This is a genomic window from Prosthecobacter fluviatilis (assembly GCF_042655725.1).
Lineage (GTDB): Bacteria > Verrucomicrobiota > Verrucomicrobiia > Verrucomicrobiales > Verrucomicrobiaceae > Prosthecobacter > Prosthecobacter fluviatilis.
Window position 1 is genome coordinate 159,254 of sequence record NZ_JBHSMQ010000005.1, and the last position, 20,668, is coordinate 179,921.

General features: G+C 59.2%; 15 protein-coding genes and 1 tRNA gene. All 16 read right to left on the minus strand.

Translation table 11 applies throughout. The annotated features are described in order from the left end of the window. Positions 1–15: 15 nt before the first annotated feature. The 16 genes from ACFQDI_RS14765 to ACFQDI_RS14840 all read right to left on the minus strand — a co-directional run bounded on the left by ACFQDI_RS14765 (position 16) and on the right by ACFQDI_RS14840 (position 20,631). Positions 16–582 carry a polysaccharide biosynthesis/export family protein gene (locus tag ACFQDI_RS14765; protein WP_377168061.1) on the minus strand — a complete coding sequence of 189 codons (567 nt, stop codon included), beginning with the start codon at positions 580–582 and terminating at the stop codon, positions 16–18. A 21-nt stretch (positions 583–603) separates the two neighbouring features. Continuing rightward, complete coding sequence (locus ACFQDI_RS14770; protein ID WP_377168063.1) at positions 604–2,802, minus strand: GumC family protein; 2,199 nt, start codon at positions 2,800–2,802, stop codon at positions 604–606. Between the two features lie 117 nt (positions 2,803–2,919). Further along, on the minus strand, positions 2,920–4,122 hold the full coding sequence (locus tag ACFQDI_RS14775; protein ID WP_377168065.1) for an outer membrane beta-barrel protein: 1,203 nt from the start codon (positions 4,120–4,122) through the stop codon (positions 2,920–2,922). A gap of 65 nt (positions 4,123–4,187) precedes the next feature. Continuing rightward, positions 4,188–4,748 carry a hypothetical protein gene (locus ACFQDI_RS14780; protein ID WP_377168067.1) on the minus strand — a complete coding sequence of 187 codons (561 nt, stop codon included), beginning with the start codon at positions 4,746–4,748 and terminating at the stop codon, positions 4,188–4,190. 43 nt (positions 4,749–4,791) lie between these two features. Next, a tRNA-Gly gene (locus ACFQDI_RS14785) sits at positions 4,792–4,862 on the minus strand. A 242-nt stretch (positions 4,863–5,104) separates the two neighbouring features. Next, positions 5,105–6,556 carry a sulfatase-like hydrolase/transferase gene (locus tag ACFQDI_RS14790; RefSeq protein ID WP_377168069.1) on the minus strand — a complete coding sequence of 484 codons (1,452 nt, stop codon included), beginning with the start codon at positions 6,554–6,556 and terminating at the stop codon, positions 5,105–5,107. A gap of 45 nt (positions 6,557–6,601) precedes the next feature. Beyond that, positions 6,602–7,039, minus strand: coding sequence for an 8-oxo-dGTP diphosphatase (locus tag ACFQDI_RS14795; RefSeq protein WP_377168071.1), 438 nt, complete (start codon positions 7,037–7,039; stop codon positions 6,602–6,604). A gap of 55 nt (positions 7,040–7,094) precedes the next feature. Beyond that, positions 7,095–7,964, minus strand: a complete 870-nt coding sequence (locus ACFQDI_RS14800) for a DUF502 domain-containing protein (protein WP_377168073.1) — start codon at positions 7,962–7,964, stop codon at positions 7,095–7,097. 104 nt (positions 7,965–8,068) lie between these two features. After that, positions 8,069–9,175, minus strand: a complete 1,107-nt coding sequence (gene sucB / locus ACFQDI_RS14805; RefSeq protein ID WP_377168075.1) for a dihydrolipoyllysine-residue succinyltransferase — start codon at positions 9,173–9,175, stop codon at positions 8,069–8,071. Positions 9,176–9,213: 38 nt separating this feature from the next. Continuing rightward, positions 9,214–11,976, minus strand: a complete 2,763-nt coding sequence (locus ACFQDI_RS14810; RefSeq protein WP_377168077.1) for a 2-oxoglutarate dehydrogenase E1 component — start codon at positions 11,974–11,976, stop codon at positions 9,214–9,216. A gap of 238 nt (positions 11,977–12,214) precedes the next feature. Next, positions 12,215–14,434: a copper-transporting P-type ATPase gene (locus ACFQDI_RS14815; RefSeq protein ID WP_377168079.1), complete on the minus strand. Its 2,220-nt coding sequence runs from the start codon at positions 14,432–14,434 to the stop codon at positions 12,215–12,217. Between the two features lie 98 nt (positions 14,435–14,532). Beyond that, positions 14,533–17,547, minus strand: a complete 3,015-nt coding sequence (locus tag ACFQDI_RS14820) for a DUF1553 domain-containing protein (RefSeq protein ID WP_377168081.1) — start codon at positions 17,545–17,547, stop codon at positions 14,533–14,535. A gap of 155 nt (positions 17,548–17,702) precedes the next feature. Continuing rightward, positions 17,703–18,032 (minus strand): hypothetical protein, encoded by a 330-nt coding sequence (locus tag ACFQDI_RS14825; RefSeq protein ID WP_377168083.1) that lies wholly within the window; start codon positions 18,030–18,032, stop codon positions 17,703–17,705. A gap of 18 nt (positions 18,033–18,050) precedes the next feature. Further along, a complete protein-coding gene (panC, locus tag ACFQDI_RS14830; RefSeq protein WP_377168085.1) occupies positions 18,051–18,899 on the minus strand; it encodes a pantoate--beta-alanine ligase in 849 nt (282 codons plus the stop codon). Beyond that, positions 18,896–19,741, minus strand: coding sequence for an ABC transporter permease (locus tag ACFQDI_RS14835; RefSeq protein ID WP_377168087.1), 846 nt, complete (start codon positions 19,739–19,741; stop codon positions 18,896–18,898). Before ACFQDI_RS14835 ends, panC begins: the two co-directional genes overlap by 4 nt. Further along, positions 19,738–20,631, minus strand: coding sequence for an ABC transporter ATP-binding protein (locus ACFQDI_RS14840; protein WP_377168089.1), 894 nt, complete (start codon positions 20,629–20,631; stop codon positions 19,738–19,740). Before ACFQDI_RS14840 ends, ACFQDI_RS14835 begins: the two co-directional genes overlap by 4 nt. Between the last annotated feature and the right edge of the window lie 37 nt (positions 20,632–20,668).

Genomic DNA, 20,668 nt, shown 5'->3' on the forward strand with positions numbered 1-20,668 from the left:
TAAGACAGTCGCGCCTCAATCTGGCACAATGATCTGATCCTCAGGCTGAAGCTGGATGTCCCTGGAAGGATCGGCACTGATGTCCTTGAGGTTGATCTCGGTGGTCACGCCGTTGCGGATCAGCTTGGTTTTGCTGGGCTTGGCAAAGGGAGTGAACCCACCGGCTGCGGAAATGGCTTTCAGCACCGTCATGCTCGAATTGTATGGGACCTGCCCGTTGCCTTTGATGCCCCCTACGACGTAGATCATGCGTGCGGTGGTGGCATTGTCGTCCGTGGTAACGGTCACAGTGGGCCTGGTGTAAATTTCACGGGCGATATAGGTCTGCTCGATTGTGCGCTGCAATGAGGAAGGCTTCAGTCCTGCTGCGCGCACTTCGCCGATGTGGAGCAGGTTCACGGTCCCGTTGTCGCTGATCGTGTAAACTTTGCTGATCTGCGGCACTTCATTGTCTGGAATGCCCCCAATGGAAATCGTGATGCGGTTGTTGGCCTTGAGGGCGATCTCGCCATTCTGAGCATGCACGGGTGCCATTGCACAGACACATGCGGCAAGGAAGCAGGAGACAGAGCGTGTGTTCATAGGAGTTGTGATTCTGTGGTTTTAAAAAACATCGTCACCATCCAGCCGTGAGACGGCCTGGGAGCCGCCCAGCACGGTGGCAGTGGTTTCAGCTTTGATCTTGCGGCGACGGGATTTTCCACCAGCGGCGCCGTTGGGCGAATTCGTCGGTGAGTAATACGTGTAGTAGCTCGTGTAGTATTGGTACTGCGCGTCGCTGCGCAGGTCCACATTGTTGAGGACCACCCCCACCACCTTGCCACCGACGTTTTCCACGCTCTGCTTCACACGCATGAGCATGTGGCGGGGCAGCTTGCGGTGCTGCACCACAATCATGGTCATGTCTGCCAGATTGGCGAGCACGGACGCATCACTGACTCCAAGAATAGGCGGTGAGTCGATAAGAACCAGGTCAAACCGGCTTTTGACTTCGGTGATCAGGTCCACCATGCGCTGCGAGTTCAGCAGTCCCGCACTATCCGCCGGCAGGAGCCCGCTCGGCAGGAAAAATAAATTCTCCACAGGCGTGCGCAGCACTACATCCTCCAGCCGGATGTCAGTGGTCAGGTAGTTGGTCAGCCCAGTCGCATGACTGACATCAAAATGCGTATGCAGACTCGGCCGACGCAAATCAGCATCAATCAGCAGCACATTGTAGCCTCCCTGAGCGCAGACATAGGCGAGGTTCACCATCGTGGTCGATTTGCCTTCCCCAGCCCCGCCGCTCACCACGCTCAGGCAGTTGGCCTCAGGTGTTCTGCGGTTGAATTCGATGTTCGTGCGGAGGATGCGGTAGGCCTCGGCATCGGGATTAAAGCCGCTGGAGCGGTGCAAAACTCCGACGTCTTTGGGCACCACCGCAAGGACAGGAACGCCAAGGTAGCGCTCGACGTCATCCAAGTTCTTCACCGTCGTATCCATGTATTCCAGGAAAAAGGCGAGCCCAAGTCCAAACATGAGACCCAGCACCCCTCCGAGAGCCAGGTGCAAGGGCACATTGGGCTTGGCGGGTTTGCTTTCCGGCTCCGCTTCTGAGTAGATGGTCGCCGGAGACTTCACGAGTTCGATGCCCGCCTTTTCTTCAAAAAAGCGCGACCGCATTTTTACCAGCAAGTCCTCCAGATAAGTCACCTCGTCCTTGGCAGTCTTGTACTCCGTGTAAAGCGCCTGCATGTTCTGCAGTTCCTGCTTTGCGTCTTCATTGTAAACCTTGAGGGATTCCCTCTTTTTCCTTGCGGCATCCAGCCGGTTCTGCAGGCCGGCCACATGCGCCTTGGCAGCTCCCAGAATCAGAGACTGGTATTCAGCCATCTGGCTGTCCACGCTGAGCACCTGCGGATGCAGGCGTCCACGTCCTTCATTAACCAGCCCCTCCCGCGCCACCTTGAGGTCCTGCAGCTTCATGGTGATGGCTGTAATGTTTTGATTCTCCAGCTTGAGACCAGATGCCTGCTCGATGAGTTCGTCGGGGGAAAGCTTGCTCACCTGGTCAATGTCTGACTGCAAAGTCAGAATCTCCTGGTCGGCGATCATCAGCGCTTGTTCACGTGAGATGACCATGGAGTCTTTTTCACTCCGCAACTCACCGCCTGGATTCAGAGAACTGCCACCTCCGACGATCCAGTCCCCCACAATCCCGGCCTTGCGCCTTGCTTCCTGGGCGCGCACCTGAGCCTGACCACGAAGTGCCTCCTGATCGGTGATCTGTTGATTCAGCACATCGAGGGCCTTCTGCTTCTTGCTGCTCTCGATGTGGTTGCGCTGCTCCATGTAGCTCTTTGCCACTTCATTTGCGATGGTGGCCGCAAGCTGCGAATCCTGGTCATAGTAGTCGATGATGACGAAATCCGACCTCAGCATCGACTGTGTGTCGAGATTGGAGCGCAACCTCGCCAATGCCGCCTGACGGCTGGGCAGCTCCCATTTTTTGGCGAGCTCGAGTTTTTCGATCACCGGATATAGCGTGGTTGGCTTGGTGATGGTCTCAAACTGAGTCTTGATGTATTCCTGCGTGAAGGCCAGCCCGTCACTGCGGTTGCGGTCAAACACATTAATGTCCTGCGTGATGCGCTCAATCGTCATCTCCACATGCCCGCGGTACTTGCGCGGCATAATGTAGGTGAGCACGGCCGCCGCTGCGAAGATCAGGATGAACGACAGAGAAATGAGCCCAAAGCGGTTCTTGATCACCTGCCAGGTGTCCATCGCATGCTTCTGCAGTTCGGTACCGGACTCGTTCATGACTGCTCTGGTTTGATAATTTGAAGGAGTTAAGAAAATGCTCTTGAAATGCCGCCAGCGGGAGATTCGTGGTGTCCGAATCTGCCCGCCGGCGGATTGTTTTCTGGGCTGTTGGGACTAAAAGCTGGCCGTGGCACCGAGAGAGACACGATTGCGGTTGAACTCAACCAGAGGGTTGTTGGACAGCTGCGTGGAAAATGAGTAATTGGCGTTCACGTTCAGGTTGTCCATCAGCTGGTAGCCAATGCCCGCATTGAGAAACACAGAGTCTTGCTTTTGATCCGGAGCGGTGCCCCCTGAGAGCACGGAGTGAGCATAGCTGACACCACTGTTGACGCTAAACCGCTTGGTCACCTGATGATTCACCTGCACGCCCGTGTTCACGCCGTAGCTGCTGCTGTAGTTGCCCAGCAGCGCGCCATTGAAGCCCAGCATCGAAAACCAGCGCAGCTGCGTCTGCTTGGCCACCGCATAGTTGAGCGCGGCTTCGGCGTAAGGCTTTGTTTGTCTTCCGCGCGCGTTCTCATAGAGTTCGGCACCTGCCCGGACGGAGGTGGACATGTTCTCACTCCAGGCGTGATCAACACCGGCCAGCGCGAAATGTGAGTGATAGTTTTGGAAGGCGCTCTTGGTGTAGTCCGTCAGACGGTAGCGATACTCGGCAGTCAGGCTCGTCCGCTTCCCAATTTTATAGGCAAACTGCTGCGCAACCAGATGAGAATAGCGGTCTTGGGAAGTCGCGACCAGAGAGTCCTGATAGGCAATGCCGTCAAAGGTGTAGGATGTCGTCGTCGAAAACCGTGGAGACCAGGCATAGCTCACATTGAAATTGTTGTACCCATACAGAAACTGCCCGTTCCACAGGGCGCTGGTCGCACCATAGCCAAAAGCACTTGTGGGATTGGTGCCGTAAGTCAGGTAGAAATTATTGCTTATCTTCAGCCTCTCGGAGAACTGATGCTCAAAATTGACGCTCGCACGGCCATTGTAAAAAGTGCTGCCGTATGTCGGCACCCCTTTCACGTACTGCAGGACGCTGCTCTCCAAACTGAAACTGAAGGGGGTGGTCTGATCGGGACGTGTGTAGGACACCCCGGCACCACCCTGCGCGTACCAAGAGTCGATGTCGCTCAAAGTGGGTGATATGACCTTGTACTTCAGCCGGTCATATCCTGATGTGGCATTGAAGGAGAAAGTCAAAGGCTCCTCGTTTTTGAAATCTGCCGAGTAGTTCTGAATCGCCACCAGACCCTGCGCACGCAATGCAACTGGGCTGAGAACAGCGACGGCCAGGAAAAGCATTGCCAGTTTGAAGCGCATGAAAGTCAGGAGCAGTTTCGGATTTCAATTCAGGATGAGCCACCTGGGTCAGGCTTCAGCATCAATCACGGAATGGAGTTGGATGGGGACACCGGATTGGTCGTCGTGCGTGGCGGCAACGGGCCTGACGCAGGCGGCTGGATGAGAAACACTCCTCGAATGGAGGATGGAACGAAGAAATCCTCTTCTTCAGCCGGTGGCATGATCGGGTTTTTGCCGGGATTTTTCACCGGGTTTTTCTCAGAGACAGCAATGGGCCGTTCAATGGCAGGGACTGGCGAAGTGGCTGCGAGACCAGGCACCAACGCGATCGCTGCGTCATTGATGACGCCAGCCATTTTGGGCGCCACAGACACGCCTGTCTGAACAATTTGACCTGCAAGTGTGGCGTCCGCTTTGGATGCAATAATGGCTGTCTTCACGATCTCGCCCGCGCAGCCTTCGTTGATAACGAGTGCATCCTCCACCACCATAAGGACTTTGGAGGGATCTTTTTCTACAGCGACACGCACATCATTCGAAATTTCGCTGCAGTTTGATGCCGACTGAGCCGAAGCAGAGGATACAGCCAAAATGAAAAGACAGGCGCAAGAGCTCGCAAGGCGAGAAAAAGGGACAGCTTTCATGAGCGGCATAAAGGTAAATTTACAGATGTGGACGTGTCCTCAGAGCGGGTAGTGGGAATCGAACCCACATGGCCAGCGTGGAAGGCTGGAACTTTACCACTAAGCTATACCCGCAATTGAAGTTATAGTAACACGAAACATCCTGTTGCCGCAAGATATTTTTAGAATTTAAAGAAAAAATTTTGAAATTCCAGAATTGCTGATGAACTCAGAATCCTTAACTTTCAGCATTTTCGCTTTTCAAGTCTGTCCATTAATTAGCACTCAATAATGACCTGGCAAGCTTGTAGTAGAAAGGACTCTTTCTTTTACCCTCATGGGGCTTCGCGCCGAGCGCGGAAAACCCTTTCAGGCGATCATGGGTTCTTGGTTGCGGCTTTTTCGCTCGGATAATCCTCGCCATTCAAGCTTCTCGCCACGCTTTCGAGCCAATCTTCGAGACTTTTCTGCATTTGAGGCACCCGTTCAGGCTGTTCCGCGAGCAGTACGGTGCTCTCGTCAGGGTCTCTGAGCAGGTTGTACAGTTCCCAGGTCACCTCATGGGTCTTTTTGTTTTCGATTCGGTGAAGCTTCCACGGCCAGTCCAGCCAGGCAGAATGCCCAGGAAACTCAGTCAGTGAGACAGGTTCGCCAATGACTGCCGCATCAGGGAGCACCCGAGCGGGATCAGCCGGTTCCGCCCCCTTCTTTTGAGCGGTCAGCAGCTCGTCCATCCAAACTTTGGAGGGTGTGCTGATGCCTTTTTTGCCTGAGTCCCAAAAACCTATGGGACTCGTGCGCTTTTGCTCCTGCCCGGTCAGCAATGGCATGATGTCTATGCCATCCAGAGGGGGCTGCTTTTCCATGCTCACCCCCACCAGAGCCAAAAGGGTGGGATAGATGTCCGAGGTGACACATGGTGCCTTGATGACTCTGGGCTCATGAAACACCTCGGGCCATTCCAGAAGAGCTGGAACCGCCAGGCCACCTTCATAGATCTGTCCTTTGCCCCCCCGGCGGCCTCCGGAAGATCCGACTTTCGGCAGCGCGCCGTTGTCGCTGCAAAACCACAGGAGGGTGTTGTCGCGCAGGTCCAGTTGCTTCAGTTCCGCCCGCAGCCGGCCAAAGGCACGATCCATGGCCGAAATCTCACCGTAGAAGTTTTGCTGCTTCTCTGGCAGGCCGGAATAGGGCGCCCTGTCTGACTCGAGCGCCTGATGGGGGTCATGCGGAGAGCCAAACCACACCACCGCAAGAAAGCGTTGCTTTTTGCCGGCGCACCCGCGGATAAATTTTAGCGCCGCTTCCACGGTAATGTCGGAGCTTTCTCCCTGAAACTGTTCCGCCTTGCCTTGCACACTCAGCACCGGATCCAGATCAAAAAAATTGGGAGACGAGACCCACTCGTCGAATCCGCTGGAGCCTGGGCTGACCGGACTTTCTTTCTGCACAGATCCCAGGTGCCATTTGCCAAAGTGCCCGGTCGCATACCCTGCTGTCTTCAGAGCCTCCGCGATTGTGATCTCCTGCGGACGCAGCGGATGCCCCCAGGAAAAGCAGCCATAACGGTTCGGAGTGCGTCCTGTCATCACACTCCCCCGTGTGGGCGAGCATACCGGCGCCGCCGCATGAAACTCGTCGAAGCGGATGCCCTCCCTCGCCAGAGCATCAAAATTCGGCGTCTTCAGATGAGGATGCCCATTGTAGCCCATGTCTCCCCACCCTTGATCATCCGCCATCACCAGCACGATGTTTGGCGGCTCGTCCGGCGCGGCTTCGCATGCCTGTTGAATCCCGAGAACTCCGCACAGAAGCAAAAGAAATTTCATGGGCCCATGATATCCATGATTGCCTCCAGCCGGGAATCAAAAAAATCACAGCCAGCTTACTTCGTGAGAAAGCATGGTGTCGTCATCAAAAGTAAAGCGCCCTATGAAGTGACGGCGCTCCACGAGAGTCTGCCCCAGCCAGTGAACATCATCAGCCCACATCTCGTTAAACGGCAGCGCATCCAGTGAGGTCCACAGCGGCACTGCTTCAGGGGTTTCGACGGCTTCCCCCTCGTGCTGGCTGGCCACGAAGACGTCAACATGCATGCACAGCCCATCCACAAACTGAAACCATAGCTCGCCATGATGCTCCGGATTCAGCGCTGTGACGCCAAGTTCCTCCTGGGTCTCACGGACGGCACATTCCACGGCGGTTTCGCCAGGATCCATCTTGCCCCCAGGCCCGTTGATTTTTCCGGCGCCCAGCCCGCGTTTTTTGCGGATCAGCAAAACCTGACGCTTTGCCTCATCAATGATGAACATCAGTGTGGCGCGAACGCCCGGCTGCCATGTATTCCAATCAATGATCACTGTGCTTTCAGCGTTTCTTCCATGGCAGGGCGCGCAACCAGCGCTTTCCACTCTTGATGTCCATGGATTGCGCCAGGATCTCTGTGTCACCGGCGTCAAAATCTTCGGCCCTTGGCAGGCCCGCAGGCAGGTCAAACACAGATTCAGGCTCAGGCTGCGGTTCAGGTGCCAGTGTCGTGAGAGTTTTTTGATTCAGCGGCGCCACGGCATTCAAAGGCGAGACAAGCCCGCCTGAAATGATCATTTTCATCGCCTCTTCAATGGAGATCGGCGCATCCGTGAGCTTGTCTGAATCCACCACAAGCAGAAAGCCGGTCATCGGGCTCGGCGCTGTGGGCAGCAGGACACAGGTCATCGCCTTGCCGGTCTGGGGGTCACAATACTGGCCTGTGGCAAAACCAATCATGCGCATGCCAGGAACAGGATAGTCGATGTACACAACCCGTTTGAAGTTTTGCTTTGCACCGCCTCCAAGGCTCCGAAAGGCGTCGATCACCTGCTTAAGCGGTTTGTAAATGACCGCAACCAGAGGGATTCGCAGCAAAAGTTTGTCAACGGCGGTGACAATGTGCACTCCGATCACATTGGTGGCCATGAAGCCGAGCCCCAGTATCGCCAGCACCGAAAACAAGAACCCGATGAAGTTGGTGAGGCTCTCCAGATTCGGGTTCCCGATGTCCAGCACCGGCTCCTCTGAAAACTCGTTCACCAAGTTCACCATCTGCGCCAGCACAGGCTTGCTCCATGCATGCAGCAGGTCATAGATCGAAAACAAGATCCAGAACGTGATGATCAGCGGCAAAGCCAGAGCCAGACCGGCCAGAAACTTGTTCCGCAGCCACACAGCCCAGCCCTTCGGTGCATGCACCTCGGGCATTGGGATAGTACTGGGGGTATCAAGTGCCATTTAAACAACTTCAATCTAGAGATCAGAACGTATGGCAGGGGCTTTGTTCAGCAAAAAATTGCGTTCTTGCAGAATCAAGCTCCCACCAGCATTCGAGCAGGATTTTCGATGCAGTCTTTCACACGGATCAGGAATGTCACCGCTTCCTTGCCATCGACCACACGGTGGTCATAGCTCAGTGCGAGGTACATCATCGGACGCACCACCACCTGTCCATCCACCACTACCGCACGCTGCTGGATGCTGTGCATCCCCAGGATCGCGCTCTGAGGCGGGTTGATGATCGGCGTGCTGAGCAGGGAGCCGTACACACCGCCGTTGGAGATGGTGAAAACACCGCCTGTGAGGTCGCTCACCTGGATCTTGCCTTCCTTGGATTTAGCCGCGTAGCCCAGAATGTCTTTCTCGAGGTCCGCAAAGCTCTTCTGGTCCGCGTCACGCAGCACCGGCACGATCAGCCCGCGCTCCGTACCCACTGCCACGCCAATGTCATAGTAGTGCTGCTGCACGATCTCGTCGCCTTCCACACGCACGTTGATCTGAGGCACCGCCTTCAGCGCTTCGACCACGGCCTTGATGAAAAAGCTCATGAAGCCCAGCTTCACGCCGTTCTTTTTCACAAAGTTGTCCTGAAGCTGCGAGCGCAGCGCCATGATGTTGCTCATGTCGCACTCGTTGAAGGTCGTGAGGATCGCAGCCGTGCGCTGCGCGCTCACCAGCTGGTCGGCGATCTTCTTGCGCAGCGGCGTCATCTTCTTGCGAGTCACCCGGCCTTCCGGGGCCGGTGCTGCCTTCGGCGCAGGAGCCGGTGCGGGCTCAGGCTTAGGCACCACTTTAAATTCTGTCACGTTCGCAGGCTTCTCAGCCTCCTTCGCCGCAGGCGCGAGTGCAGGAGCGGCGGCCGGGGCAGGTTTCGGTGCCTCAGCCTTCGCAGCAGGTGCCGCAGCACTTTCATCAATCTGACCCACCACAGCGCCCACCTCGACGTCTTCACCCGCCTGCTTGCCAATGTGCAGTGCACCACTGGCTTCAGCGGTGACTTCAGCGGCAACCTTGTCGGTTTCCAGCGTCAGCAGGATGTCGCCAGTCTTGACGAAGTCTCCTTCTTTGAAGTGCCATTTGGCAATCTGACCACCAGCGACGGATTCGCCGAGTGCGGGTATTTTGATGTCTGAGGGCATGACGGTATTGGAGGAAAAATCTGGAGGGGATGGACGAATCAAACGCTGAATGCCGACTCGACCAGGTTTTCTTGTTCGAGGGTGTGAATGGCTTTGGAACCTGCAGCAGGGCTGGAACTGCGCTCACGACCGGCGTAGCGCAGCTTGTGGTTGGAGAGTTCTTCGAGCCGCGGACGGATGTAGTAGAAGGCTCCCATGTTACGCGGTTCCTCCTGGCACCAGATCCACTTCTTCTGCGCACGAGGGTACCTGGCCACGATCTCCTTCAGCATCTCGTAGTTCAGCGGATAAAGCTGCTCGATGCGGATGATGGCCGCATTCTTGATCTTGTGTTCTTCGCGGAATTCCAGCAGGTCGTAGTACACCTTGCCGCTGCACAGGATCAGGCGAGTCACGCGCTCAGGGGCAGCCAGCAGATGTTCGTCATCCAGCACCTCTTTGAAGGTGGTGTCTTCCGCCATCTCGCTGAGTTTGGACACGCACTTCGGATGCCGCAGCAGGCTCTTCGGTGTCATCACCACCAGGGGTTTGCGCGTGCTGCGCTTGATCTGCCGACGCAGCGCGTGGAAGTACTGTGCGGGAGTGGTGAAATTGCAGACCTGCATGTTGCCTCCTGCACATAGCTGCAGGAAGCGCTCAAGCCTTGCGCTCGAATGCTCCGGCCCCTGCCCTTCGTAGCCATGGGGCAGCAGCAGCGTTATGTGGCTCGGGCGCTGCCATTTGCTTTCGGCACTGGCGATGAACTGGTCGATGATGACCTGGGCACCGTTCACAAAGTCGCCGAACTGCGCCTCCCAGCACACCAGCAGGTTGCTGGTCAGCAGTGAGTAGCCGTAGTCAAATCCCAGCACCGCAGCTTCAGAAAGCAGGCTGTTGTAAACACAATAACGCCCCTGCTCGGCCGCCAGATTGTTCAGCGGAATGTAACGCTCGCGTGTCTGGCTGTCATAGAACACGCTGTGGCGCTGGCTGAAAGTCCCACGCCGAACGTCCTGACCGCTCAGGCGCACACCATGGCCTTCGGTGAGCAGCGAGCCAAACGCCAGGGACTCTGCATAGGCCCAGTCAATGCCTTCACCAGCTTCGATGGCCTTTTTACGGGCCGCCAGGAAGCGTTTCGCGATCGTCGGGTGCAGGTTGAATTCCTCCGGCACCTCCAGCAGCCGCTGGCCGATGCTTTGCAGCGTCGTCATCCTCACCCCGGTTTTGACAGGAGTGTAGTCATAGGCAGGCTGTGGCATGGCCATGCTGCCCTCAAAGGGATTGCCGCCTTCGCCTTTGTCGCGTTCAGCCAGCGTCTTCACGCCCTGCTCCAGCTCATCATCCAGTTCGCGCTGCAGCGCAGCCGCACCTGCTTCGTCCAGCACGCCCGTGGCTGCCAGATCCAGACGGAACAATGTCGCCGTGGATGGATGCTCAGCGATGGCGCGCGCCATGTTCGGCTGCGTAAATCCAGGCTCATCCGTCTCGTTGTGGCCGTGGCGGCGGTAGCACACGATGTCGATAATGACATCACGTCCGAAGGTCTGGCGGAATTCAAACGCGAGGCGCGTCGCATTCATCACCTCCAGCGGGCAGTCGCCGTTCACATGGAACACCGGCGCCTCAATCATCTTGGCCACGTCCGTACAATAATCGGAGCTGCGTGCGTCCTCCGGCATCGTCGTGAAGCCGATCTGATTGTTCACGATGATGTGCACCGTTCCGCCCGTGCGATAGCCGGGCAGCTGGGAGAGGTTGAGCACTTCCGCCACCAGTCCCTGTCCGGCAAAAGCCGCATCACCATGGATCAGCACCGGGATCACCTTCTTGCGGTCCTTGGTGTCATTCAGCGCACGCTGGCGCGCACGCGCCATGCCTTCAACGACAGGGTCCACGGCCTCCAGATGGCTCGGATTCGGGGCCAGCATCACGCCCACCGAATCTCCGCTGCTCGTTTGACGCACCGTCTCGAAGCCCAGGTGGTATTTCACATCCCCATCCCCGGAAACCATGTTCGGCACATAGTTCTCGCTGAACTCATAGAAGAGATACTCCAGCGGCTTGCGCAGGAAGTTGGCGAGCACGCTGAGACGGCCGCGATGCGCCATCCCCAGCACTATCTCCCGGCCACCGGCTGCAGGGAGCGCCTCCAGCAGCGTCTCCAGCGCTACGAGCATCGACTCGCCGCCTTCCACAGAGAAGCGCTTCTGCCCCACAAACCGACGGTGCAGGAAGCGTTCGAAAGATTCCGCCTCCAGGAGCCAGCGCAGCGCATTGATCTGATCCTGGGCCACAGGCTTTGCATCCAGGTCGCGGCCTTCGATTCGGTCCAGAAGCCACGCACGCACCTCAGGATGGTGAATGTGCATGAATTCAAAGCCTGTCTTGCCACAGTAGATGCGCTGCAGTTCAGCCAGCATCGCCTTGAGCTTCATCGGCTGACCGTTGCGGAAAAGATGTGTCTGCACATCCTCCTCCAGCTCATCTGCGGTAAATCCAAGTCCGGCCAGCGTCAGCGAGGGCACTTCCGGGCCAGCGGGATCGAGCGGATCCAGATGTGCTGCAGTGTGCCCCAGCGCGCGGAAATTTTGCAGCGCGTTCGACACCCGCATGCGGAAATTCAGGGTCTTTTCCGAGAGCGCTGCACCGTCTCCGCCGGACGCTTCTGCGCCCTTCGCGGCAAGACGGGCCATGCCCAGTTCGAAACCTTCAAAAAACGATGACCAAAGCGGTTCGACTGAACCAGCATCTTTTTTCCAGTCCACATATTTGGACTCGAGGAAATCCGCGTTTGCGCGGTACGGCAATGTAGCACTCATGAGGGGACGGGCAGCATGCTCCCATTCGTTGCGAGTGCAAATGCGGAAAGGCACATTTCCAGTCATTTTTTTGGGTATTCAGCCATCCCTTGCCCGGGCTACCCGGTTTGAGAGAGGTCTCGGGCTTGAGAGATGCCCTTTCCTTAAGGACTCGCGGCAGCTCGAACTCACACAAATCATCGCCAAACTCTCATTTTTACTCTATTTACATAAATTAAATACACAAACCTTTGTCTTTTCATATTTTAGGCATGCCTTCAGTGAACTGCCTCAAGCGCAGGCTGCTTAAAATGACAGACACGCTGCTCAATGACATGGCCACACTGGCGACCATAGGATTGAGGAGCCAGCCGGTGAGCGGGTAGAGGATGCCTGCGGCGAGGGGGATGCCGAGGCCGTTGTAGAGGAAGGCAAAGAGGAGGTTCTGGCGGATCACCCTCATGGTGGCGCGACTGAGGGCAAAGGCCTGGTACAGGGCACGCAGGTCTCCTTTGACCAGCGTAACGGAGGCACTCTGGATGGCCGCGCCCGAGCCGGTGCCCATGGCGATGCCCACATCCGCCGCAGCGAGCGCGGGCGCGTCATTGACGCCGTCTCCCGCAAAAGCCACATGGCGGTCTTTTCCACGCGCCTGATAGACCTGGAGCAGCTTTTCATTGGGCGAGACCTCGGCAGCCACCTCGTCGATGTTCAGGTCTTTGGCCACGCGTCGCGCGGTGGCCTGCAGGTCTCCGGTGATCATCTGCAGCTTCAAGCCGAACGCGTGCAGCGCCTCGATGGCAGGCAGCGCAGACTCCTTGATCTTGTCCTTGATGGCGATGAGTCCGAGGGGCTTTTCATCGAGCACCACGACGACCACGGTACAACCATCTGCCTGCATCTTCTGCGACTGCGCCTGGCATTCGGCACCGATCAAAATACCGTTCTTTTTAAGAAAGGATTCCTGGCCGACGAAGACCTCGTTTTCGCCCAAGTTGCCCAACACACCGCCACCGGTGATGGACTGGAAATCGGTGACTGTGGCGAGCGGGATGCTGCGCTCTTTGGCGGCATTCACAATGGCGGTGCCAAGCGGATGCTCGCTGGGCACCTCCACTGCTGCGGCGCAGGCGAGGAGGTCGTGCGCGGAGAGACCGGGCAGCGGGAAGATCTCCACCACGGAGGGCCTGCCCTCGGTGAGGGTGCCGGTTTTGTCGAGCATGACGGTGTCGATGTCCTGCAGGCGCTCGAGGGTTTCGGCGTTTTTGATGAGCACGCCGAGCTGCGCACCGCGCCCGAGGCCCACGGTGACGGCCATGGGCGTGGCCAGACCGAGCGCGCAGGGACAGGCGATGATGAGCACCGCCACGGCATTCACGACGGCAAAGGCAAAGGAGGGCTGCGGCCCAAAGGCCCACCAAAGCAAAAAGGTCAGCAGCGCCACGCCGACGACGGCTGGCACAAACCAGGCCGAAACGCGGTCCGCGAGACGCTGCACGGGTGCGCGGCTGGCCTGAGCCTTGGCGGTCATCTCCACGATCTGGCTCAGCAGGGTATCTGCACCCACGCGCTCCGCACGCATAAGGAAAGTGCCGCTGCCATTGACCGTGCCGCCGATGACTGCCGCACCGGCCGACTTCTCCTGCGGCATGGACTCGCCGGTGAGCATGGATTCATCCACACTGGAGCTGCCTTCGAGCACGCTGCCGTCCACAGGAATCTGCGCGCCGGGCTTGATGCGCAGCACATCGGCCGGCTGGATCTGCTCCACAAGTGTCTCAGTCTCGACTCCATCCCGCACACGAAAGGCCGTCCTGGGAGCCAGCCCCATCAGAGCCTGAATGGCTGAGCCGGTGGCACGGCGGGCACGCAGCTCCAGCAACTGCCCGATCAGCACCAGCACGGTGATGACGGCGGCGCTTTCAAAGTACAAGACCATGTGCCCGGCCTGATGCGGCAGCCACTGCGGCACAGCCAGCGCCACGGTGCTGTAAGTCCACGCGGCCAGCACACCGAGGCCAATGAGCGTAAACATGTTGAACCGCAGTGTGCGAAGAGAGGAGACAAAGCGCTGCATCAGCGGCCAGCCCACCCAGAACACCACCGGGGAGGCCCACACAAACTGCATCCAGCCGGAGGCCTCGTGAGGGATGTCGCGGATGACGGGCAGGTCCATGCCCATGGAGAGGAGCACCACTGGCACGGCCATGGCGGCGCTCCAGCGCACGCGCCACCAGAGATCCTGTACTTCTTCATCGCCGCCGTCGCCGCAGCATTCGGGTTCGTTGCGGCGGGCGAGCGGATTTTTTTCCAGCGCCATGCCGCAGTGCGGGCAGGCACCGGGTGTGTCCGAGCGCACGCCCTCGCACATGGGGCAGATGTAGGCGGCGGATGGCAGGTCCTCCGTCACAGCACCAACTGCCGGCTTCTTCTCATGCGAGGAGCAGTGCGGGCAGGATGTCGGAGGTGGAGAGGACATTGCAGCGATAAGTAGCCGCACAAACAACGGCATCACCAGCCCATTCTTGGCGAATGCTGCTCATCCAGAGCTGTGGATGGGATAAGGGGGCTTACCGTTCAGCCTTTCGTGATGCACTCGTCCAGATTCAGGATGGCGCTGGCCACAGCATACCAGGCGGCGAATTCTGCGGGGGACAGTTTTTTAGGCAGCTCGATCCCGGTGCTGAGTTCCTGGACGGATGCGGTGTCTGCTTTGGCGGAGTCAAACTCGGTCTCCCAGAGAGTCTTCAAAACGGCCAACTCCTGCGGCTGCGGTGCCCGGGCGAGCGCGAGGCGGAAGGCCTCATTCAGGCGGGACTCGAGGTCGGTGCTGGGAGCCTCGGCGACGATGCGTCTGGCGAAGGCCTTGGTGGCTCCGACATAGACGGGATCGTTGAGCAGGGTGAGCGCCTGCAGCGGTGTGTTGCTGCGGGAGCGGCGGACGACGCAGGCCATGCGCGCGCTGGCGTCGAAGTTCATGAAGCTCGGGTAGGGAGAGCCGCGCTTGAGCACGACGTAGAGGCCTCGGCGATACTGCTCGGTGCCGCGGCTGACGACGTAGTTGTACTGCTGCCCTCCCACCTTCTGCCAGAGGCCGTCGGGCTGCGGTGGACGAATCGGTGGGCCACCCTGCTTGAGATCGATCAGTCCGGCGATGGCCAGCGCGTTGTCGCGGATGGTCTCGGCATCGAGGCGGAAACGCGGGCCATGCCAGAGGAGGCTGTTTTGCGGGTCTGTCTGCAAAGCGAGTCCTGCCGGTGCATGGGAGCTCTGCTGGTAGGTGGCGCTGAGGACGACTTTTTTGAGGAGGTGCTTCATGTCCCAGCCGCTGTCCATGAACTCGACGGCGAGCCAGTCGAGCAGCTCGGGATGCGTGGGAGGTGCGCCTTTGATGCCGAAGTCTTCGAGAGTGGTGACGATGCCCTGGCCGAAGAGCTCGGCCCACCAGCGATTCACGGTGACGCGTGCAGCCAGCGGGTTGTCACGGCTGGCGAGCCATTTGCCGAGAGTGAGGCGGTTGGCGGGGCCGCTGAGCTTGGAATTGAAGATGGCAGGCACAGCAGCGGCGACGGGGTCGGCGGGATCGGTATAGACACCGCGTTTGAAAATGGTGCTCATGCGTGGCTGCGGGAGCTCGCGCATGACTTCGGTGCTGGGGTCGGCGAGTTCGGCGAGCTGCTTTTGCAGCGCGGCTTTTTGCTTCTCGATGCGGGCGAGTTCGGGGTCCTTGGGGGCTGCGGCGGGAGCGGCTTTGCCTTTGCGGTTTTTTGCGACTACAGGCGCGGGCTCCGCCACCTCTGGCAGGCACGATGCCACATCTCCGGTGATGCTGGAGATGCGAAGGCAGCCCATGACGAGCCCCTTGCCGTAGTTCTGCGCCATCTGGATTTTGAGCTTGGAACCTGGGGCGACGGAGACGGGCTGAGTCAGCTCAAAGGCGGCCCAATGCGGCTCATGGAAACGCTGGCCGATGGCCCAGGCCCCCTTCCCTCCTTTGGCGAGCAGATTAACGACGTCGTAGCCTTTCTGCGAGTAGTCGGCATACGCGGTTTTGAAGGTGACGGGCTGTGATTTGCCGTCGGGTGTGGTGAGGGTGCATTCAAAGGAGTGGAGCACGAAGTTGGGCCGAGCAGCGCCGCCACGACCGGGCCCCTCTCCAGCAATGGAAGCATGGGTAAGAGCCTCAAGCATGAGGCCGCTGATCTCTCCGGCGCTGAGCTCGGCCTCGAAAGTGTAGGTGTCTGTGTCAGGCACGGGGCCGGTGAGCAGCACGCTTCCATCGGGCTGGAGTTCGGACTCGGCATCGCTCTCGGTAATGAAAGCAGTGGGCTTGAGGGGTTTGACACGAGAGGCGGCCACGCTGGCTGCTGCGGGCTGGGATGGGGCACCCTTTTTGTCGGCGGCGAGCAGCTTCTGGCGAGCTGTGATCTGAGCATCGAGTTCTTTGAGCTTTGCTGCCAGTGGTGCGCGCTGGGCGGCGCGTGCGGCATCGCTGATCTTGAGCGGCGATCCTTTGAACTGGATGGAGCCGGGGACATCTGGATTGGTGCGCTCGGCTTCTTTCTCGGTGTTGTTGTAGTAGGCGAGGAGGGAGTAGTAGTCGCGCTGGGAGAAGGGGTCGTATTTATGGTTATGGCACTGCGCGCATTCCAGAGTGGTGCCGAGCCAGACGGCGCCAGTGGTGTTGACGCGGTCGATGACTTGATTAATGCGGCTTTCCTCGGGCTCTGTGCCAGCCTCCACATTGGTGGGCGTGCAGCGGTGGAAGCCGGTGGCGATGATCTGCTGCGGCGTGGCATTGGTGAGGAGATCGCCTGCGATTTGTTCGAGCGTGAACTGATCGAAGGGCATGTTGGCATTGAGCGCATCGACCACCCAGTCGCGCCAGGCCCAGACCTCGCGGAGGTCATCGCGCTGGAAGCCATGGGAGTCGGCGTAACGGGCGAGATCGAGCCAAGGGCGGGCCCAGCGTACGCCGAACTGCTTGGAGGCGAGGAGACGGTCAACTAGATGCTCGATGCTGGTGGCTGGATTCTGAGTGTGCTCTTTAACGAAGGCGGTGACTTCGGTGGGAGTCGGAGGGAGGCCGGTGAGATCGAGGGAGAGGCGGCGGATGAGGGTTTCGGGAGAAGCCGGGGAAGAAGGCGTGAGATTGTTGGCTTCGAGTTTGGCGAGGATGAAACGGTCGATCTCGTTGTGGGGCCAAGCCTGGTTTTTGACTGTGGGCAAAGCAGGGCGCTGAGGCGGGATGTAGCTCCAGTGCCTGAGGGTTTCGAGTTTGTCGGGCCATTGGGAGCCGGCGGCGATCCAGTCGCGCAGGTGTGTGATCTCAGCGGGGGTGAGGCGGTCGCCGCGCTTGGGCATGGCTTCCTTGTCCTCCTTGGGCAGGGCGACACGGCGGAGGAGATCGGCGCCGATTTTGAGGTGCTGCGGGGAGGCAGTGTCGAAACGCAGATCGGCCTTGTGTGTCTCCGCGCCATGGCATTCGAAGCAGGCACGCTGCAGGACGGGGTAGACGTCCCGGACGAAGTCGGTGCCAGCGGCGTGGGCAGTGACGGTGGCGAGCAGCGCGATGGAGGCGAGGCGGATCATGCTGCGGTATGAACGAAAGCGGGAGGACGGACTTTCGGAATGTGTCCACCCGGGCGCGGGCGAATGCCGTGTTCGTTCTTTGTCGTTAAGAGCCCTGGCCTTAGCGGAGCGGTTCCTTGTTCCACAGGAACAAGGCTACTTTGCCATGACCGGGCTCAGAGAAGCCGCCGGGCGTTGCGCAGCCCGTCGGCGGTGATGACGGCCTGGTTGCGAGCAGCCACCATGAAATCGAGGTAGTTCTGCCACTGCATGGGGCGCAGGGAGGCGAGGCCGAGGCTGCGGCGGCTGTAGCCGTAATCGGCGATCTCCCAGCCGTAGTCGGAATGGCGGTTGCGGTAGTCGGAGCGGTGGATCCACGCGCCGAACTCGTCCTTGCGCCAGACCTCGGGGTCGTTGCCAGGGATGACCTGGGCCAGGCCCCAGACACGGCGGATGATCTCGAAGTCGTAACCTTCATCGCTGTGGCTCTGCGAAGTCTCGGACATGGATGGGATGCGCGGAGGTTATTTCAGCTCGATGTTGTCGATGAGACGTGCGGCCCCGAAGAAGACGGCTGCAGCGATGACGACATGCTCGGTCTCGGCGGTGACAGGCTGAAGGCTGACGGCGTCTGCCACGGTGACGTAGTCGATGCGGCCGAGCGGCGCCTTTTCCTGAAGCTGCTGAGTGATGAGCTGCTGCAGGGCGGCGGGATTGCTTTCCCCGGCTTTCCAGGCGTCACGCGCGGCCAGCAGCGTGGTGCGGATGGCCGGAGCCTGGGTGCGCTCTTCAGGCGTGAGGTAGCGGTTGCGGCTGCTCATGGCCAGGCCGTCGGCCTCGCGCACGGTTTCGATGCCGTGGAGGACGACGTTGAAGTCGAGATCCCGGACCATGCGGCGGATAATGGCGAACTGCTGAAAGTCCTTTTTGCCAAACACGGCGTCGTCGCACTGGACGAGGTTGAAGAGCTTGGCCACAACCATGCACACGCCGTCAAAGTGGCCCGGACGGCTGGCGCCACAGAGCATCTTGGAAAGACTGGTCTCGTGCATGACGATGCTGCGGTCGGCAGGGTAGAGATCCTCAGCCTTGGGGGCGAAGATCATGTCCGCACCGTTATCACGGCAGAGGGAGAGGTCCTCGATGAGAGTGCGCGGATATTTGGAAAAATCCTCGTTGGGGCCAAACTGGAGCGGATTGACGAAGATGCTCACGGCCACATTGCCGCTCGGGCCTGCGATCTCGCGTGCGGCGCGGATGAGCGCGGCATGGCCTTCGTGCAGCGCGCCCATGGTGGGCACGAAGACGCAGCGGGTGCCTTTGTTGATGGTGCTCCACGAGCGCATCTGACGGATGTTGTTGATGACATTCATGATTTCAGGTCTCTGGATTCAAACACGGCATAGCCCAGGGTGAAGAGAGTGATGTTTACGGCCACGATCACCGCATAGCCACGCCAGACAAGCGGCCAGTCGATGTTTTCCGCGAGGATGCGCCCCCATGCGGCCATGTGCTTGGTGACCAGCAGGTGCTGGTAGTTTTCCATGAAGCCGCTGTTGCGCATGATGAAGTCCACCAGCACATAGGTGAGTGCGCCGATGGTGGCGGCGGCGGGCTTGATGCGGAAGCAGGAGAGGAAGAAGGCGATGCTGCTGATAACCGTCATGCTGACACCGAGGTAGAGCGAGCTGAGCGCATAACGCGCCAAGCCCGGACCCCAGTCATAAAACGCCACGACGGAAACCTCCGGCACGATGGCGAAGTAGCCGCCACCCCAGCCGCGCAGAATGAGGCCGAGGAAAAACGAGGTCCAGGCAAAGAACTGCACCAGCAGGAAGGCATAGCCGGTGCAAGTGAGATATTTAAGCAGCAGCAGACGGAACCGGCTGACAGGCCGTGCCAGCAGCAGGCGCATGTGGCCGTCCTCCCCTTCCTTGGCCACGATGTCTCCGGCCACGAGGCTGAGAAACAGCGCGCCGAGCAGGAAGATGGCAAAGCCCATGATGGTGCTGGCGACGGTAAGCGCGGAGAAATAATACTCGAAGCTCTGGCCCGAACCCACGATAGCCTTTTGGATGGGCCCCATGCCAAATTTTTTGATGAGCAGGAGGATGAGGATCTCCAGCGCGACAAACGCGCCAAAACCGATGTAGGTGCGCTGGCGTGCGAAGAGCTTCAAGAGCTCGCCATACCACTGCTGGAGGAAGAGCGTCATGAGCGTGAGGACAGTCCCATGTAAAGCTCCTCCAGCGTGCGACGGTGCGGCTGCCAGGAGTGGACCTGCACGCGGCCATTGACGAGGGCCGCAACGAGTTCGTGCGGCTCCATGTCCAGCGGCACCTCAACGATGCCGTGCTTGTCCATCGTGGCGCCGCTGCGGGAGAGCACCTCGCGGGCGAGTCCGATGTCGTTGGTTTCGAGCTGGAACATACGGCGGGATTTTTCCTGCGAGGGCACGGCACCTTCAAAGACTTTTTTCCCGTCCTTGAGGATGACGCAGCGGTCACACATCTGCTCGACTTCGCCGAGGAGGTGGGAATTGAGCATGATGGTCATGCCGTGGTGCTTGCGCAGGTGGAGAATGAGTTCGCGAAACTCGCGGATGCCCTCGGGATCGAGGCCATCGGTAGGCTCATCGAGCAGCAGGATCTTGGGCTGGGGCAGCAGGGTCTGGGCGAGGGCGAGGCGCTGGCGCATGCCGTGGCTGTAGGTGGCGGTCTTGTGATGGATGGCGCGGCTGAGATTGACCATCTGCACCACGCGTTTGACCTCCGCCTCGTCCCACCAGCCGGAGAGGGAGCAGAGCACACGCAGGTTCTGCCAGCCGCTGAGGTAGTCGTAAAAGCAGGCGGCCTCGTAGATGGCACCGATCTGGCGCAGGGCGGCGCCGCGGTCTTTCTGCACGCTGCGGCCGCCGATGCGTACCTCCCCGGCGTCCGGGCGCACCATGCCGAGGGTGATGCCCATGATGGTGCTTTTACCTGCGCCATTGTGGCCCAGGAGTCCGAGGATCTCCCCTTCCCGCATCTCAAAGCCCACGTCATCCAGCGCCAGACGGCCGGTGGGCCAGCGCTTGGTGAGGTGTCGTACTTCAAGGAGTGCCATGGGCACAGACAGTGGCAAGATGCGGCCACAGACGCCA